Origin of the sequence: Streptomyces sp. CC208A (assembly GCF_030010625.1) — a bacterium.
GTDB lineage: Bacteria > Actinomycetota > Actinomycetes > Streptomycetales > Streptomycetaceae > Streptomyces.
This window is the reverse complement of record NZ_JASCXN010000014.1, coordinates 41,673-58,103: the sequence shown is the minus strand read 5'-3', so window position 1 is coordinate 58,103 and position 16,431 is coordinate 41,673. Positions and strand designations below refer to the sequence as shown.

The 16,431-nt window shown below is 73.7% G+C and carries 17 protein-coding genes; 5 read left to right on the top strand and 12 right to left on the bottom strand.

The genetic code is table 11. The features are described from left to right. Positions 1–34 precede the first annotated feature (34 nt). Together QK442_RS17285 and QK442_RS17280 are read left to right on the top strand one after the other, a co-directional pair. The gene (locus QK442_RS17285) at positions 35–1,099 is read left to right on the top strand and encodes a M4 family metallopeptidase (RefSeq protein WP_282694840.1); all 1,065 of its coding nucleotides are present in this window, start codon (positions 35–37) and stop codon (positions 1,097–1,099) included. Positions 1,100–1,142: 43 nt separating this feature from the next. Continuing rightward, positions 1,143–2,105: a threonine/serine dehydratase gene (locus QK442_RS17280; RefSeq protein ID WP_282694942.1), complete on the top strand. Its 963-nt coding sequence runs from the start codon at positions 1,143–1,145 to the stop codon at positions 2,103–2,105. 87 nt (positions 2,106–2,192) lie between these two features. Here the strand turns inward: QK442_RS17280 and QK442_RS17275 are convergent, their stop codons facing one another. The 9 genes from QK442_RS17275 to QK442_RS17235 are packed head-to-tail and all read right to left on the bottom strand — an operon-like array spanning position 2,193 to position 11,444. Further along, entirely contained in the window at positions 2,193–2,801 is a 609-nt protein-coding gene (locus QK442_RS17275) for a TetR/AcrR family transcriptional regulator (protein ID WP_282694839.1), read from the bottom strand. Further along, on the bottom strand, positions 2,789–3,517 hold the full coding sequence (locus QK442_RS17270; protein WP_282694838.1) for an enoyl-CoA hydratase family protein: 729 nt from the start codon (positions 3,515–3,517) through the stop codon (positions 2,789–2,791). The genes QK442_RS17275 and QK442_RS17270 overlap by 13 nt, the downstream gene beginning before the upstream one ends. A 40-nt stretch (positions 3,518–3,557) precedes the next feature. Continuing rightward, positions 3,558–4,004 (bottom strand): PIN domain-containing protein, encoded by a 447-nt coding sequence (locus QK442_RS17265; protein ID WP_282694837.1) that lies wholly within the window; start codon positions 4,002–4,004, stop codon positions 3,558–3,560. Then, the gene (locus QK442_RS17260; protein ID WP_282694836.1) at positions 4,001–4,267 is read right to left on the bottom strand and encodes a hypothetical protein; all 267 of its coding nucleotides are present in this window, start codon (positions 4,265–4,267) and stop codon (positions 4,001–4,003) included. The genes QK442_RS17265 and QK442_RS17260 overlap by 4 nt, the downstream gene beginning before the upstream one ends. A gap of 50 nt (positions 4,268–4,317) precedes the next feature. Next, positions 4,318–5,481, bottom strand: a complete 1,164-nt coding sequence (locus QK442_RS17255) for an acyl-CoA dehydrogenase (RefSeq protein WP_282694835.1) — start codon at positions 5,479–5,481, stop codon at positions 4,318–4,320. Beyond that, positions 5,478–7,361 (bottom strand): biotin carboxylase N-terminal domain-containing protein, encoded by a 1,884-nt coding sequence (locus tag QK442_RS17250; RefSeq protein ID WP_282694834.1) that lies wholly within the window; start codon positions 7,359–7,361, stop codon positions 5,478–5,480. The genes QK442_RS17255 and QK442_RS17250 overlap by 4 nt, the downstream gene beginning before the upstream one ends. Positions 7,362–7,369: 8 nt before the next feature. Beyond that, complete coding sequence (locus QK442_RS17245) at positions 7,370–8,974, bottom strand: carboxyl transferase domain-containing protein (RefSeq protein WP_282694833.1); 1,605 nt, start codon at positions 8,972–8,974, stop codon at positions 7,370–7,372. After that, complete coding sequence (locus QK442_RS17240; protein WP_282694832.1) at positions 8,971–10,653, bottom strand: DUF1446 domain-containing protein; 1,683 nt, start codon at positions 10,651–10,653, stop codon at positions 8,971–8,973. The genes QK442_RS17245 and QK442_RS17240 overlap by 4 nt, the downstream gene beginning before the upstream one ends. Beyond that, positions 10,650–11,444 (bottom strand): TIGR03084 family metal-binding protein, encoded by a 795-nt coding sequence (locus QK442_RS17235; RefSeq protein ID WP_282694831.1) that lies wholly within the window; start codon positions 11,442–11,444, stop codon positions 10,650–10,652. The genes QK442_RS17240 and QK442_RS17235 overlap by 4 nt, the downstream gene beginning before the upstream one ends. A gap of 173 nt (positions 11,445–11,617) precedes the next feature. Here QK442_RS17235 and QK442_RS17230 point away from each other — a divergent pair, with 173 nt between their 5' ends. After that, on the top strand, positions 11,618–12,190 hold the full coding sequence (locus QK442_RS17230) for a dihydrofolate reductase family protein (RefSeq protein WP_282694830.1): 573 nt from the start codon (positions 11,618–11,620) through the stop codon (positions 12,188–12,190). Positions 12,191–12,220: 30 nt separating this feature from the next. Here QK442_RS17230 and QK442_RS17225 read toward each other — a convergent pair whose 3' ends face one another. From QK442_RS17225 to QK442_RS17215, 3 genes are all read right to left on the bottom strand, one after another. Then, entirely contained in the window at positions 12,221–13,033 is an 813-nt protein-coding gene (locus QK442_RS17225; protein ID WP_282694829.1) for a hypothetical protein, read from the bottom strand. Between the two features lie 257 nt (positions 13,034–13,290). Continuing rightward, positions 13,291–13,470: a DUF1272 domain-containing protein gene (locus QK442_RS17220; protein WP_282694828.1), complete on the bottom strand. Its 180-nt coding sequence runs from the start codon at positions 13,468–13,470 to the stop codon at positions 13,291–13,293. An 86-nt stretch (positions 13,471–13,556) separates the two neighbouring features. Continuing rightward, positions 13,557–14,453, bottom strand: coding sequence for an EamA family transporter (locus QK442_RS17215; RefSeq protein ID WP_282694827.1), 897 nt, complete (start codon positions 14,451–14,453; stop codon positions 13,557–13,559). A 178-nt stretch (positions 14,454–14,631) separates the two neighbouring features. Between QK442_RS17215 and QK442_RS17210 the strand changes: the two genes are divergently transcribed. Continuing rightward, entirely contained in the window at positions 14,632–15,534 is a 903-nt protein-coding gene (locus QK442_RS17210; protein WP_282694826.1) for a LysR family transcriptional regulator, read from the top strand. A gap of 141 nt (positions 15,535–15,675) precedes the next feature. Then, positions 15,676–16,416, top strand: a complete 741-nt coding sequence (locus tag QK442_RS17205) for a class I SAM-dependent methyltransferase (RefSeq protein ID WP_282694825.1) — start codon at positions 15,676–15,678, stop codon at positions 16,414–16,416. Positions 16,417–16,431 lie beyond the last annotated feature (15 nt).

Below are 16,431 nucleotides of genomic sequence, written 5' to 3'. Positions count from 1 at the left end.
TCTCGTCGCCGCGTCCCCGCGCAGGAGGATGTCCATGACCGCCCACCGCACCCCCCGGCGCCTCCTGGCCGCCGCCGTCGTCACCCTGGCCGCCGCCGCCACGCTGACCCCCGCCGCCACGGCCGGCGCCGCCGCCCCCGCGCCTGCCTCCGCCTCCGCGCCCGCGCCCCAGGGCCGGATCTTCATGGTCAACCCGGTCCAGTCCACCGGCGACCAGACCCTCGCCGACCACAAGGACGCGGCGAGCGACGTCCCCGCCTCCGCCTACGCCCTCGCCACCCTCCGCAACCTCGACGGCAGCGGCGGCCTCTCCGGCAAGTGGGCCGCCGTCCGCTCCGAGACCGGCAAGCCCGCGAGCGTCGCCCTGGCCGCCTCGTACGACCGCTCCGACGACGGGTTCGAGCAGGTCATGGCGTACTTCTGGGTCAACGAGGCCCAGGAGTACCTGCAGAGCCTCGGCTTCGGCACCGAGCTGCCCGGCGCCAACGACCGCGTCCAGCCGGTCCGGCTGAACCAGTGGGGCGCCGACAACTCCTACTTCACCGACAAGAAGGCCGAGATCCGCTTCGGCAAGGGCGGCGTGGACGACGCCGAGGACGCCGAGGTGATCCTCCACGAGTACGGCCACGCCGTGCACCACGCCCAGGTCCCCGGCTTCGGCACCTCCGTCGAGGCCGGCTCCATCGGCGAGGCCTTCGGCGACTACCTCGCCGTCACCGTCGGCAACCACGCGGTCCAGAAGTACGGCTGGCCCATGAAGGCCGACGAGGCGTGCGTCGCCGACTGGGACGCCACCGGCTACAGCCCCGCCCCGCACTGCCTGCGCCGCCTCGACGGCACCAAGACCTACGCCGACCGCGAGGGCGAGGTCCACGCCGACGGCGAGATCTGGTCCCGCGCCCTCTTCGACATCCGCAAGGCCCTCGGCGCCCGCACCGCCGACCGGATCATCGTCAACGCCCAGTTCGGCTTCGCCCCCGACACCAGCTTCGAGGCGGCGGCCCGCACGACGATCGCCACCGCCCAGGGCATGTACGGGACGAAGGCGGCGACGGCGGTACGGGACGCCTTCCGGGCGCGGGAGATCCCGGGCATCTGACCGATACCCGTTGTCGGAGGCGTACGGCACAGTGGAAGGCGTGCTGATCACCGTCGCGGACGTCGAAGCCGCTGCCGAACGCCTCACCGGACATGTCGTACGCACTCCGACCCTGCCCAGCCCCGGACTGACCGCCCTGCTCGGCGCGGACGTCACCGTGAAGCTGGAACTCCTCCAGCGCACCGGCTCGTTCAAGGCGCGCGGGGCGGCCGCCAAGCTGCTCGCCCTCGACGGGGCCGAGCGCGCGGCCGGCGTCGTCGCGGTCAGCGGCGGCAACCACGGCGTGGGGCTCGCCGTCATGGCCGGGGCGCTCGGCGTGCGGGCGACCGTCGTCATGCCGAGATCCGCCCCGGCCCGCGCCGTGGACACCGCGAAGGCCGCCGGGGCCGAGGTCCTCCTCGCCGACACCATGCCGGGCGCCTTCGCCCTCATGGACGAGCTGCGCGCCGGGGGCCTCACCCTCGTCCACCCCTTCGACGACCCGCTGGTCGTCGCCGCCCAGGGCACGGTCGGCCTGGAGTTCGCCGAGGACGCGGGCGAACTCACCGACGTCCTCGTCAGCATCGGCGGCGGCGGTCTGATCGCCGGCGTCGCCACCGCCCTGCGCGCCCGCCGCCCCGGCGTCCGGATCTGGGGCGTGGAGACGGAGGGCGCCCACGCCATGGCGGCGGCCCTCGCGGCGGGCGGCCCGGTGCCGGTCGAGCTCTCCTCGGTCGTGTCGACGCTGAGCGCGCCCAGCGTCTCCGCGCTCACCTACGCGCACGTGGAGGCGCTGGTCGAGGACGTGCTCACGGTGACGGACGCGGAGGCGGTCCAGGGCACCCTGGACCTGGCCGAACACGCCAAGGTCTGGGCCGAACCGGCCGCCGGATGCCTGCTCCCGGCCGCCCGCCGGGTCCTGGACCGGGTCGGTCCTGACGCCCGCCTCGGTCTGGTGGTCTGCGGCGGCAACGCGACGACGGCCGACGTCGCGGCCTGGGCGGACCGCTTCGGCCTGCGCGCCTAGCCGGTCCGCGCCGGTCCAGCCGGTCCGTGCAGGTCCGCGCCGGTCCAGCCGGTCCGTGCAGGTCCGCGCCGGTCCAGCCGGTCCGCGCTAGTTGCTCAACGCCTCGTCGATCAGCCGCGCCCACTGGGCGACCACCCGGTCGCGGCGGGCGGTGTCGTCGCTGAGGAGGGTGGCGAGCCCCAGGCCGCGGGCCATGTCCAGGAGTCCCTGGACGGTCTCGCGGACGCCGGGCCGGGACTCGTCGGCGCCGAGGAGTTCGACGGCGATGCGGTGGGACTCCCGGCCCACCCGGGCCTCCAGCTCCGCGACCCGGTCGCGGAGCTGGTCCTCGTGCGCGGCCGCCACCCACAGCTGGAGCGCGGCCCGGAAGAGGGGCCCGGTGTAGAGGCCGACGAGCGCGGCGACGGTCTGCGCGCGGTCGTCGGTGGGCAGCGCCCGCAGCGCCTGCGAGCGCTCCTCCGCCACGTACTCGACGGCCGCCGTGAACAGGTCCTCGCGGGTCGGGAAGTGGTGCTGGGCGGCGCCCCGCGACACCCCCGCCCGTTCGGCGACCACCGCCACCGTGGACCCCGCCCAGCCGTACTCGGCGAGGCAGGCCACGGCGGCCTCCAGGAGCCGCTGCCGGGTGACGCGGCTCCGGTCCTGCTTCGGGTTCCGGTCGCTCCGGTCGTGCCGGGGCGCGGTCAGAGCCGCCATTCGGGGTCCCGTCGTTCGAGGAAGGCCGTCATGCCCTCGCGTGCCTCGGCGGAGGCGAAGAGCGTGGCCGATCTCTGCACGAGCTCCTCCGCGTCGCGCTCGAAGGTCTCCAGGACTCTAGCGGTGACCAGCCGTTTCGACTCACGCAGCCCTTGCGGCGAGCCCGCCCGCAGCCCGTCGAGGATCGCGCCCAGCTCGTCCTCGCCCGCCGTGACGAGCCCCATCGCCCGCGCCTCCGGCACGCCGAAGCGCTCGCCGGTGAGGTAGTAGCGGGCGGCGGCGCGCGGTTCCAGCCTCGGCAGCAGGGTCAGCGAGATCACCGCGGGCGCCACCCCGATGCGTACCTCCGTGAGCGCGAAGTCCGCGCCCTCCCCCGCCACCACGACGTCACAGGCGCTCAGCAGCCCGAGCCCGCCCGCCCGCACCCTGCCCCCGGCCGCGACGTGCCCCACGACCGGCTTCGGCAGCTCCACGACCTGCCGGAGCAGGTCGACGAAGGCGTACGGGCTGGGCGGCGCCTTCAGATCGGCGCCCGCGCTGAACGTGCCCCCCGTGTGCGTCAGCACCACCGCCCGCACCGCCGGATCCTTCCCGGCCTCGGCGAGCGCCCCGCCGAGCTCGGCGACGAGCGCGGCCGAGAGCGCGTTGCGGGTGTCCGGGGAGTCGAGGGCGAGGGTGACGACCCCGCGTTCCTCGGTGACGGCGATCAGGCTCACGTACGGTCCCTCGGCTCTCTTCTCGTGTCGTCTCGTGTCGTCAGACCTTCTCGACCCGCACGGATCGGTCCGCGAGGAGTCGATTCATGTCGTCGGTGTCGGAGGTGAAGACGGTCACCTCGGCCCCCTGCTCGGCCTCCCGTCCGGCCACGGCCGCCAGGACGGCGTCGATGGCGTACTTGTGCCCGTGCAGGCCGGCCGCCCTCAGCATGTCGCGCGCCATGGCGACCACGTGGTCGTCCGTGTGCACGACGCGGATCCGGGACAGCGTCCAGTCCCACAGCGCCTGCCTCGACGCCGCGCGCGGGTCCCGTGCTTCCAGGGTCGTGAGCGCCGAGGTGACGATCGGGATGTCGAGCCCCGGAGCCGCCTTGATCAGGGCGGCCATCTCCCGGTCGCCCCGGACCGCCTGGGAGAGCGCCTCGGAGTCGAACACGAAGACGCGTCGTCGCGGTCGGTGCGGCTTCGCCCGGGCGGCCCGGCTCACGCGGCCTCGCCCGGACGCGAGCTCTGCTCGTCGTGCCAGTCGTCGATCGCGGCGATCCGGTCCAGCGCCGCCCGCTGCTCGTCGTCGGTCACGGCGCCGTACTCCTCTTCGAGGCGTTCGGCCAGCTCGCGCAGCCGGTCCATGGCGTCCTGGTGGGCGGCGGCGGCGGCGATGTAACCGGACACCCCGCGCGCGTCGACGCGTCCCTTGATCGACTCCACCAGCTCTTCCGGCACGGTGATGGTGATCTTCCTGGTTGCCATACTCGGAGTATGGCACATGGCGGGCGTGCTCAGCAGGACTTCGGCAGGGCTCAGTAGGACTTCGGCAGGCCCAGGGTCTGGTGGGAGACGAAGTTGAGGATCATCTCCCGGCTGACGGGGGCGATCCTGGCCACGCGGGAGGCCGTGATCAGGCGGGCGAGGCCGAACTCCTTGGTGAGACCGTTGCCGCCGAGGGTGTGGACGGCGGTGTCGACGGCCTTCACGCACGCCTCGGCCGCCGCGTACTTGGCCATGTTGGCGGCCTCACCCGCGCCGAGGTCGTCGCCCGCGTCGTACAGCTTCGCCGCCTTCTGCATCATCAGGCGGGCGAGTTCGAGCTCGATGCGGGCCTGGGCGAGGGGGTGGGCGATGGCCTGGTGGGCGCCGATGGGGGCCTTCCAGACCTGCCGTTCCTTCGCGTAGGCGACCGCCCGGTCGAGGGCGAAGCGGCCCATGCCGATCGCGAAGGCGGCCGTCATGATCCGCTCGGGGTTCAGGCCCGCGAAGAGCTGGAGCAGCCCCGCGTCCTCTCCCCCACGCCCTGGGGCGTGGGAGGTGCCCCCACCCACCAGCGCGTCCGCCGGCAGCCGCACCTCGTCGAGGGTGAGCTCGAACTGCTTCTCGTCCGCGTCGAGTTCCATCTCGATCGGGCGGCGGCCGAAGCCGGGCGTGTCGCGCGGGACGATGAAGAGGCAGGCCTTCAGGGTGCCGGTGCGGGCGTCCGACGTGCGGCCCACGATCAGGGTCGCGTCCGCGATGTCGACGCCCGAGACGAAGACCTTGCGGCCGTTCAGGACCCAGCCGTCCTCCGTGCGGGTCGCGGTGGTGGTGATGCGGTGGGAGTTGGAGCCCGCGTCCGGCTCGGTGATGCCGAACGCCATCGTCCGCGAACCGTCCGCGAGGCCGGGCAGCCACGCCGCCTTCTGCTCCGCCGTGCCGAAGCGGGCGATGACCGTGCCGCAGATCGCGGGCGAGACGACCATCATCAGGAGCGGCGCCCCGGCCGCGCCCGTCTCCTCCAGGACGATGGACAGCTCGGCCATGCCGCCGCCCCCTCCGCCGTACTCCTCCGGCAGGTTCACGCCCAGGTAGCCGAGCTTCCCGGCCTCCGACCACAGGGCCGCCCGGTCGAAGCCGGGGCCGTGGCGACGGCCGAGCGCGGCGACGGCGGCGCGGAGTTCGGTGTGCTCCCGGGGTTCGATGTCGGTGCTCATGCTGTCTGGTCCTCCTGGTCCTCGGTCTGTACGACGGCGAGCAGGGCGCCGACCTCGACCTGGCGGCCGGGGGCGGCGTGGAGCGCGGTGAGCGTGCCGGAGGCGGGAGCGGTGACGCGGTGCTCCATCTTCATCGCCTCCAGCCAGAGCAGGGGCTGCCCGGCCTCGACCCGGTCGCCGACGGCGAGGCCGTCCGCGAGCCGGACGACGGTGCCGGGCATCGGCGCGAGCAGCGACCCGGGCAGGGTCCGCTCGCGCGGGTCGGTGAAGCGGGGGCGGGGGGTGAGGCGGTACGGGCCCACGTGAACGGTGCCGTCCTCGTACGCGGACACCTCGAAGTCCCTCACCACCCCTGCCGCTTCGAGGCGTACGCGATCCGGCGCGGCGCTCACCACCCGTACGCCCTCCGGGGCCGTCACCTCGTAGCCGCCGTCCCGCGCCGGCCGGTAGCGGACCTCGTGCTCCCCGTACGTCCTGGTCTCGTCCCGCGAGCGGAGGTTCCGCCAACCCCCGCCGAAACGGCCGCCGTTGCGGGCCGCGTCCGCGAGGGCGGCGGCGACGGCCGCGTACGCCTCACCGTCCGGTTTCCGCGCGAGGGCGGCGAGGTGCCGCTCGTAGAAGCCGGTGCCCAGGGCGGCCGGGTCGGTGAAGGCGGGGTGCCTCAGGGAGGCGACGAGGAGGTCACGGTTGGTGGCGGGGCCGTGGATCACGGCCCGTTCCAGGGCGTGGGCGAGTTTGCGGGCGGCCTCGGCCCGGGTCGGGGCGTGCGCGATCACCTTGGCGAGCATCGGGTCGTAGTGGACGCCGACCGCGTCGCCGGAGGCGTAGCCGGTGTCCGTACGTACGCCGGGGCCGGGCGGCACGCCGAAGGCGTGCAGCACGCCCGTCTGCGGGGCCCAGCCCGCCGCCGGGTCCTCCGCGTACAGGCGGGCCTCGATCGCGTGGCCCCGGGCGGCGGGCGGGTCCGGCGGGAGCGGGGTGCCCTCGGCGACGGCGATCTGGAGGGCGACGAGATCGACACCGTACACCTCCTCCGTCACCGGGTGCTCGACCTGGAGGCGGGTGTTCATCTCCAGGAAGTGCGCCCTGCTTCCCGCGACCAGGAACTCCACCGTGCCCGCGCCGACGTAGCCGACGGCCTTCGCGACCGCCGCCGACCGCTCGTACAACTCGTCGACGAGCGCGGGCGGCAGGCCGGGCGCCGGGGCCTCCTCGACGACCTTCTGGTGGCGGCGCTGGAGGGAGCAGTCGCGGGTGCCGAGGGTCCAGACCGTGCCGTGCGCGTCGGCGAGCACCTGCACCTCGACGTGCCGGCCGTTCTCGACGTACGGCTCGACGAACACCTCCCCGTCCCCGAAGGCACTCTCCGCCTCGGCGGCCGCCGCCATCAACGCGCCTTCGAGGTCGGCGAGTTCGCGGACGATCCGCATACCGCGGCCGCCGCCTCCCGCCGCCGCCTTCACGAGCACCGGCAGGTCGCCGGCGGTGACCTCCGCCAGGGGCTCGACGCCCATGAGCTCCTTCGCGCGGGTCTTGGACGCCATCGCCTCGATGGCGTCCGGCGGCGGGCCGATCCACCGCAGCCCGGCCTCCGTCACGGCCCGCGCGAAGCCGGCGTTCTCGGAGAGGAAGCCGTAGCCGGGGTGGACCGCGTCCGCGCCGGCCGCGAGCGCCGCCGCCACGATCAGATCCCCCCGGAGGTACGTCTCCGAGGGCGCGGCCCCCGGCAGCCGTACCGCCGCGTCCGCCTCCCGCACGTGCAGGGCGTCCGCGTCCGCGTCGGAGTGGACGGCGACCGTGGCGATGCCGAGGTCGCGGCAGGTGCGGAAGACGCGGCAGGCGATCTCGCCGCGGTTGGCCACGAGGACGTTCCTGATCACGTGAGGCCTCACATTCGGAAGACGCCGAAGCCGCCGCGCGCGCCCTCGACCGGTGCCGTGTGGATCGCGGACAGGCACAGCCCGAGGACCGTGCGGGTGTCGCGGGGGTCGATGACCCCGTCGTCGTAGAGCAGGCCGGAGAGGAACATCGGCAGCGACTCGGACTCGATCTGCGCCTCGACCATCGCCCGCAGGCCGGCGTCGGCCTCCTCGTCGTACGGCAGCCCCTTCGCCGCCGCCGACGCCCGCGCCACGATCGACAGCACGCCCGCGAGCTGCTGCGGGCCCATGACGGCGGACTTGGCGCTGGGCCAGGCGAAGAGGAACCGGGGGTCGTACGCCCGCCCGCACATGCCGTAGTGCCCGGCGCCGTACGACGCCCCCATGAGGACGGAGAGATGGGGGACGCGGGAGTTCGACACCGCGTTGATCATCATCGCGCCGTGCTTGATGATGCCGCCCTGCTCGTACTCCTTGCCGACCATGTAGCCGGTGGTGTTGTGGAGGAAGAGCAGCGGGATGTCCCGCTGGTTCGCCAACTGGATGAACTGGGCCGCCTTCTGGGACTCGGCGGAGAAGAGCACCCCCTGCGCGTTGGCGAGGATGCCGACCGGGTAGCCGTGGAGCCGCGCCCAACCCGTGGTCAGGGAAGGCCCGTACAGCGGTTTGAACTCGTCGAAGTCGGAGCCGTCGACGATCCGGGCGATCACCTCGCGCGGGTCGAACGGCGTCCGCAGGTCGCCGGGCACGATCCCGAGCAGCTCCTCGGCGTCGTACTTCGGCGGCTCGTAGCCGAAGGGGTCCGGATCCGGGTGCGCCTTGCGGTGGTTGAGGCGGGCGACGATCCGGCGGGCCTGCCGGATGGCGTCGGCCTCGTCGACGGCGTAGTGGTCGGCGAGCCCGGAGACCCGGGCGTGCATGGCGGCGCCGCCCAGCGACTCGTCGTCGCTCTCCTCGCCGGTCGCCATCCTCACCAGCGGCGGACCGCCGAGGAAGACCTTCGACCGCTCCTCGATCATCACCGTGTGGTCGGACATGCCGGGCACGTACGCCCCGCCGGCCGTCGAGTTCCCGAAGACGACGGCGACGGTCGGGATCCCGGCGGCGGAGAGCCGGGTCAGGTCGCGGAAGAGCGCCCCGCCCGGGACGAAGATCTCCTTCTGTGAGGGCAGGTCGGCGCCGCCGGACTCGACGAGCGAGACGACGGGGAGCCTGTTGGCGTACGCGATCTCGTTGGCGCGCAGCGCCTTCTTCAGCGTCCACGGGTTGGAGGCGCCGCCGCGCACGGTCGGGTCGTTGGCGGTGATCAGGCACTCGACGCCCTCGACGACCCCGATGCCGGTCACCAGGGACGCCCCCACCTGGTAGGCGCTGCCCCAGCCGGCGAGCGGGGACAGCTCCAGGAACGGCGAGTCGGGGTCGAGGAGCAGCTCGATCCGCTCGCGGGCGAGCAGCTTGCCGCGCTTCCGGTGCCGGGCGGTGTACTTCTCGCCGCCGCCGGCGAGCGCCTTGGCGTGCTCGGCGTCGAGGGCTTCGAGCTTCTCCAGCATCGCGGAGCGGTTGATCTTGTAGTCGGGGCCGGTGGTGTCGAGGGCGGAGGCGAGGACGGTCACAGGAGTTCCTCCGGGATGTCCAGGTGTCGGCTGCGGAGCCATTCACCGAGGGCCTTGGCCTGGGGGTCGAAGCGGGCCTGGGAGGCGACGCCCTCGCCGAGGATCCCGGCGACGGTGAAGTTCACCGCCCGCAGCTGGGGAAGCACGTGCCGAACGACCTCCAACTCCTCTGTTTCCGGGAGGAGTTCGCGGAAGAGGTCGACGGTGAGGGTGTGGACGAGCCACCGCCACTCCGCGTCCGTCCGCACCCACACCCCCACGTTGGCGTCCCCGCCCTTGTCGCCGCTGCGGGCCCCGGCGATCCGCCCGAGGGGGACGTTTCTCACCGGACCCGCGGGCAGCGGCGGCGGGAGTTCCGGTTCGGGTACGGGTTCCAGGGCACGGGTCGCCGGCGGTACGGGGACGGCGAGGCGGGTCCCGTCGGGGAGCACGGCCGTGTGCGGGACGTCGGCGGCGGGCACGTACGCGGTCTCGAAGACCCCGTAGGGGGAACCCCTCCCCGGCGGGGCGGTGACGTGGAAGCCGGGGTAGCTGGCGAGGGCCAGCTCGATCACCGCCCCCGTCAGGGTCCTGCCGACCTTCTCGGGGTCCTGGTCGCGGACGACGAGCCGGAGCAGGGCGCTCGCGGTCTCCTCGGTGGCCGCGTCCTCGCGGTCGGTGCGGGCGAGCTCCCAGCGGACCTCGGCGGGCGGGGCGGCGGCGAGCGCGGCGCCGACCTGCTCGCGGACGAGCGCGGCCTTGGCGTCGACGTCGAGGCCGGTGAGGACGAAGACGACCTCGTTGCGGTGGCCGCCGAGCCGGCAGCGGCCCGCTTTGAGCGTGGGCGGCGGCGCCTCGCCCCGCACCCCGTCGATCCGCACCCGGTCGGGGCCGTCCTGCGTGAGCCGTACGGAGTCGAGCCGAGCGGTCGCGTCGGGCCCGGCGTACCGGGCGCCGGAGGTCTCGTACAGGAGCTGGGCGGTGACGGTGCCGACGTCGACGACGCCGCCGGTGCCGGGGTGCTTGGTGACGACCGCGGAGCCGTCCTCGTACAGCTCGGCGAGGGGGAAGCCGGGCCGCAGGAGAGCCTTGTGGCCGTGCTCCCGGAAGAAGGCGTAGTTGCCGCCGGTGGCCTGGGTTCCGCACTCCAGGACGTGCCCGGCGACGACGGCCCCGGCGAGCCGGTCGTACTCCTCCGGGCCCCAGCCGAAGTGCCACTGCGCGGGCCCGGTGACGAGCGCCGCGTCGGTCACCCGGCCGGTGACGACGACGTCCGCCCCGGCGGCGAGGCAGGCGGCGATCCCGGCGCCGCCCAGGTAGGCGTTGGCGGTCAACTCCCCTGGCTCGGGCGGGAGTCGGTCGCCCTCGACGTGCGCGACGCGGGTCGGGAGCCCGAGTTTCGCGGCGAGGGCGCGGAGGGCGTCGGCGAGTCCGGCCGGGTTGAGGCCGCCCGCGTTGGCGACGATGCGGACGCCGCGCTCGTGGGCGAGCCCGAGGCCCTCCTCCATCTGCCGCAGGAAGGTCCTCGCGTACCCGGCGGACGGGTCCTTGAGGAGGTCGCGGCCGAGGATGAGCATGGTCAGCTCGGCGAGGTAGTCGCCGGTGAGCACGTCGAGCGGCCCGCCGGTCAGCATCTCGCGCACGGCGGAGAACCGGTCGCCGTAGAAGCCTGAGGCGTTGCCGATGCGGAGCGGGGTCACCGTGCGCCCTTCCGGGGAGCGCGTCCGGGCCCGGCCGGTCCTGCGAAGGCCTGGGCGATGGTGAGCCAGTGCTCGGCGTCGGCGCCGTCGGCGCGGAGGGCGGTGTCGTCGCGGTGGACCCGCTGGGTGACGAGGAGGCAGAAGTCGAGGGCGGTGCCGGTGACCCGCCGATCGGCGCCCTCGGGGCCGTACACCCACAACTCCCCGCCCGGCCCGGTGAGTTCCACCCGGAAGGGTTCGGCGGGCGGCTGCTCCCCGCGCACCAGATAGGCGTAGTCGCGGGCCCGGTGACCGATCCAGGCGACGTGCCGCAGCCGGGCGGTCGGCGTCCGTACGACTCCGAGGGCGTCGGCCACGTCCTGCCCGTGCGCCCAGGTCTCCATCAGCCGGGCGGTCGCCATCGCGGGCGCGCTCATCGGCGGCCCGTACCAGGGGAACCTCCCGCCCGGCGGCACCCCCCGCAGCGCCTCCTCAAGCCGCCCCCGCCCCTCCCGCCAGCGCCCGAGCAGCTCGGCGGGCGGCAGCGCGGCCCCCTCCTCGGCTCCGTCGTCCACGAACCGCTCCGGCGCGGCCGCCGCCTTCTCGGCCTCCTTCGCGAACCCGTCGGCGTCGGTGACGGCGAGCAGCGCGGCCCGGTCGGTCCAGGCGAGGTGGGCGATCTGGTGGGCGACGGTCCAGCGCGGGGCGGGGGTGGGCCGGGACCACTCGGCATCGCCCAACGCGGCGACGAGCGCGTCGAGTTCGTCGCCCTCGGCGCGGAGGTCGACGAAGACGTCGGCGGGGTCGGACACGGTGCGCTCCCCTCGGGAGGACGGGCCTGAGGAGTCGGAGCATGGCAGCGATCCAGGAAACAATCAAGCACGCTTGCTTGAAAAATATGGCGTGCGGACCGATGAGTTTCGAGCACGGCCGCAGTCCTGGACCATGAACACAACGGCAGGCACACAGAGAACCGAGGCCCACCATGCGCACGCTCATCAGCTCCGCCTTCGTCTCCCTCGACGGCGTCATCGAGGCCCCCGGCGGCGAGGCGGGCTACCGGAACTCCGGCTGGACCTTCAAGGACGTCGAGTTCCTGCCGGAGGCGTACGAGATCAAGGGCCGCGAGCAGCGGGAGGCCACCGCGATGCTGCTCGGCCGGATCAGCTACGAGGCGTTCAGCCCCGTGTGGCCGGCCATGGCGGACTTCGCCGAGTACAAGGAGATGCCGAAGTACGTCGTCTCCACCACGCTCACCGAGGACGACCTGGTCTCCGACTGGGGCCCGACCACCATCCTGCGCACCCTCGACGAGGTCGCCGCCCTGAAGGAGACCGAGGGCGGGCCGATCATCATGCACGGCAGCGCGTCCCTGAACCGCGCCCTCTCGGACGCCGGCCTCATCGACCGCTACCACCTCCTGGTCTTCCCCCTCCTCCTCGGCGCGGGCAAGCGCCTCTTCAGCACCACGGACAAGGACGCCCAGAAGCTGAAGCTCGTCGAGCACGAGGCGTATGCGAACGGCATCCAGAAGCAGGTCTTCGACGTCGTCCGCTGACGCACCGGAGACGCAGGGCCGGCCGGCGCGTCAGCCGAGCGTGCCGATGAGCAGGCCGGGCATGAGGTACAGGCCGGCACCGCCGAGGAAGAGGACCATGCCCCCCGTGAGGAGGGTGATGAACAGGGCGGCGTAGGGGTCGCCCAGGGTGTGGCTGCTCCGGGTGTCGGGGACGAACCACAGGGTGCGTGTCGAGCGCGGCTTGGCGAACCGGCCCGAAGGGCGCACCGCGTGCTCCCTTCGGACGCCGTCCGGGTCGGTGAACCGGTAGACGAACTCCGGCCAGGGCCCGCTGGAGGTGCGGGCGACACCTCTGCCGGTGTACCGGGCCTCGACCCTGATCCCAGGGGTCCAGGGGGCCCAGACGCCGGCGAGTCCGGCGCTGAGGACCGGGGCCAGGACGGCGACCAGGCCCCAGGGCGCGACGGAGAACCAGACTCCGACCGCGCGTACGGGGTGGCCGAGGAGCAGGAGGAGGAGCGAGGCGAGCAGGTTCGCCGTCAACAGGGCGAAGAACGCCGGCCGGACCGGGGAATACCGCTGGCGCAGAGGCAGGGAGCGTACCGGCCCCACGGTGACGGTGGCCGGCCGCAGCGAGCGGTGCGCCCCACACGCCCCGCCCGCCCCACACGCCCCGCCCGCCCCACACGCCTGGCCGGACTCGCGGACGAGACGCTCCAGGGCTGCCGCGAAGGGGCGGCCGTGTCGGTCGCGGCAGGCCAGTTCGTAAGGCCCGCGATGCTCCGTGACCGACGGCCGCAGAGTGATCCGCAACCGCACCCACGGCCCCTTCCCCTGGACGACGGCCACCTTGCCGACGAGCTCGTAGGGGATACGGGTCACGGTCCTGGCGTCCTGCCACCGGACACCGCCCCCGCCGAGCCGGACGGTGACACCCCCCTCCCGAAGAACCGGCGAAGGCACTGACGGCCCGGCTCCCGCCCCCGACACCATCGACACGGCTCCTCCCCAACCCCGATCCCCTCCGTGGCGCCCCATCCTTCCCCGGCGCCCGACGGACCACCACGCCCGCGCCCGGCAAGGCGGTACCGCGCTCGCTGCCGGGAGCGGGAAGTCCCGACCGCGGAGGACGACGGGCGCTAAGCCGCGCGGCGCGGACGGGGGACCAGTTCGCCGCCGCAGTTGGGGCAGACGCCGGACATCGCCTCCGTACAGGGCACGCAGAAGGTGCACTCGTACGAGCAGATCCGGGCGGGCCCGTCGGCCGGCAGGGGCGTCGTCTCACAGCGTTCGCAGCGTTCGCGCATCTCAAGAGCCATGGCTTCATGATCGTCCGGCGCCGGGAGGCACCGAAACAGGCCGACGGCCAGAGAAGCGACAGAATCCGGCCACGGGCGGCGGGGCGCTACGAGGCCGTGGCGGCCTTCTGCGTACGGACCGCTCCGATGCTCGCCCCGATGACGAGCGCGATGGCGAGGGCGTCGGTGACGGACAGTACCTGGTGGAGGACGAGGAAACCGGCGCCCGCCGCGATGGCCGGTTCCAGGCTCATCAGGACGGCGAAGGTGGGGGCGGGCAGGCTGCGCAGGGCGAGGAGTTCGAGGGTGTACGGCAGCACCGAGGAGAGCAGCGCGACGCCGAGGCCCAGCGCGACCGTGGACGGCACGAGCAGCGCGCCGCCCGCCTCCGCGATGCCGAACGGCAGGGTGAGGACCGCGCCGAAGGCCATCGCGAGCGCCAGGCCGTCGGCCTGCGGGAAGCGGCGTCCGGTGCGGGCGCTGAAGACGATGTACGTGGCCCACATGGCGCCCGCCGCGAGCGCGAAGCCCGCGCCGAGCGGGTCGAGCCGGTCGAAGCCGCCGCCACCGAGCAGGGCGACGCCACCGAGCGCGAGCCCGGCCCAGAGGAGGTTGACGAGCCGGCGGGAGACGACGACGGAGAGGATCAGCGGGCCGAGCACCTCCAGGGTGACGGCGGCGCCGAGCGGGATCCGGTCGACCGACTGGTAGAAGAGGACGTTCATGCCGGCCATGGCGGTACCGAAGGCGACGACGGTCCCCCAGTCGGCGCGGCCGTAACCGCGCACCTTGGGCCGGCAGACCGCCAGGAGCACGAGCGCGGCGAGCGCGAGCCGCAGCGTGACGACGCCGAGCGCCCCGGCCCGGGGCATCAGCAGGACGGCGAGGGCCGCCCCGAACTGCACGGACAGTCCGCCGGCGACGACGAGCGCGACGGGCCCGAGGCGGCGGGACTCACGGGGACGGCCGACCCGGCCGACCCGCCTCTCGGGGCCGGTACCCACGACCGGAGCCGAAGCCGAAGCCGCATCCGTCACCTGGCTGTCCACGCTCACCGTTCCTCCCACCCTCCACCGGACAAAAGTCCACTCAACTGAACCCTCAGTTCAGAGTAATGGACTTCGCCGCATCCTGACGACCGAATTCCGCTTCCACGCTACGGAGCCCCACCGCGCAGCGGAAATGCCGACCATCCTGCGGTTATGCTCCAGAGGCATGACCGTGCGCATCGAGCTGCGCCACCTGCGCTGCTTCCTCGCCATCGCCGAGGAGAAGAACCTCACCCGGGCCGCCGCCCGCCTCCACCTCACCCAGCCCGCCGTCTCCCGCACGCTCGCCACCCTCGAACGCCACCTCGGCACCCGGCTCGTCGACCGCTCCACCCACCACCTCGCCCTCACCGCCGAGGGCCGCGCCTTCCGCGAACGGGCCACCGCCGCCCTCGCCGCCTTCGACGCCGCCGTCGACCCGGCCAGGCTCCGCCACCGTCCCCTGCGCCTCGGCCACGCCTGGTCCGCCTTCGGGCCGTACACCACCCCGCTCCTCCGCCGCTGGCAGCGCGAACACCCGGAAACCCCCCTCGAACTCCTCCGCATCGACGACCGCACCGCCGGCCTCGCCCGCGGCCAGGTCGACGCGGCCCTCCTGCGCGGCACCGTCGAGTCCCCGGGCCTGGTCACCGCCGAACTCACCACGGAACCGAGGGTCGCCGTCCTCCCCGCCGACAGCCCGCTCGCGGACCGCCCCGGCGACCTCACCCTCCTCGACCTCGTGGACGAGACGGTCATCCTGAACACCGTCTCCGGCGCGACCACCCTCACCCTGTGGCCCCTGCCCGCCCGCCCCACGCGCACCCTCACCGTCGCCAACACCGACGACTGGCTCACCGCCATCGCCGCCGCCCGAGGCGTGGGCGTCTCCTCCACCTCCACGGCCGCCCTCCACCCCCACCCGGGCGTCACCTACCGCCCCCTCCCCGACGCACCCCCGCTCCCGGTCCTCCTCGCCTGGCGCGACGCCTTCCCGCACCCGGCGACGGAGGCCCTGGTGGCGATGGCCCGCGAGATCGTCAGCGGGGGCGGCTGACCCGCCGGAGCGAACACCGGACGTGCCGGGCCCACGCGTACTGCTCCGCCTCCTCGTACGACTCCTCGTACGACTCCTCGTACGAGAGGACAACGAAAACGCGTCGACAGCGCTCCCCGGTACCCGACAGAGTGTCCGCCCATGACGAGCAGCGAGCTGTGGAGCCGCGCGACCGCCGACCGCTACGACGCCGAGGAGGCCGAGATGTCCTCGGCCGCCGTTCTCGGACCGACCCTCGCCTTCCTCGCCGAGCTCGCCGGAGACGGCCGGGCGCTGGAGTTCGCCATCGGGACCGGACGCGTGGGCGTCCCGCTCCGGGAGCGCGGCGTGCCGGTCGTGGGCATCGAACTGTCCGAGCACATGGCGGCGGTGCTGCGGCGCAAGGCCGACGAGGACAGGCTCCCGGTGGTCATCGGGGACATGGCCACCACCGTCGTCCCCGGCGGGTTCACCCTGGTCTACCTCGTCTACAACACCATCACGAACCTGCTCACGCAGGACGAGCAGGTCGAGTGCTTCCGCAACGCCGCCCGCCACCTGGAGCCCGGCGGCCGGTTCGTCATCGAACTGGGCGTGCCGCCGCTGCGGTTCCTGCCGCCCGGCCAGGTCGCGGTGCCGTTCGACGTCTCCGAGCGGCATCTCGGCTTCGACACCTTCGACCTCGTCGAGCAGATCCTCGTCTCGCACCACCTCACCCGCGACGGCGACCACTACCGCCGCGAGAACTCCCGGCACCGCTACGCCTGGCCGGCGGAACTCGACCTGATGGCACGCCTCGCCGGGCTCGAACTCGAACGCCGCGTCGCGGACTGGGACGGAACACCGTTCACCCAGGACTCCACGAAGCACATCTCCGTGTGGCGCAAGCCGCCCCTGGCTTGAAACTCCTACCGGGAA

Coding starts and splice junctions, on each gene's coding strand:
- QK442_RS17275 (WP_282694839.1), bottom strand. CDS start 2,801: ATGGCGGCTCTGACCGCGCCCCGGCACGACCGGAGCGACCGGAACCCG.
- QK442_RS17230 (WP_282694830.1), top strand. CDS start 11,618: ATGCGCACGCTCATCAGCTCCGCCTTCGTCTCCCTCGACGGCGTCATC.
- QK442_RS17255 (WP_282694835.1), bottom strand. CDS start 5,481: ATGAGCACCGACATCGAACCCCGGGAGCACACCGAACTCCGCGCCGCC.
- QK442_RS17210 (WP_282694826.1), top strand. CDS start 14,632: ATGCCGACCATCCTGCGGTTATGCTCCAGAGGCATGACCGTGCGCATC.
- QK442_RS17260 (WP_282694836.1), bottom strand. CDS start 4,267: ATGGCAACCAGGAAGATCACCATCACCGTGCCGGAAGAGCTGGTGGAG.
- QK442_RS17220 (WP_282694828.1), bottom strand. CDS start 13,470: ATGGCTCTTGAGATGCGCGAACGCTGCGAACGCTGTGAGACGACGCCC.
- QK442_RS17205 (WP_282694825.1), top strand. CDS start 15,676: ATGACGAGCAGCGAGCTGTGGAGCCGCGCGACCGCCGACCGCTACGAC.
- QK442_RS17285 (WP_282694840.1), top strand. CDS start 35: ATGACCGCCCACCGCACCCCCCGGCGCCTCCTGGCCGCCGCCGTCGTC.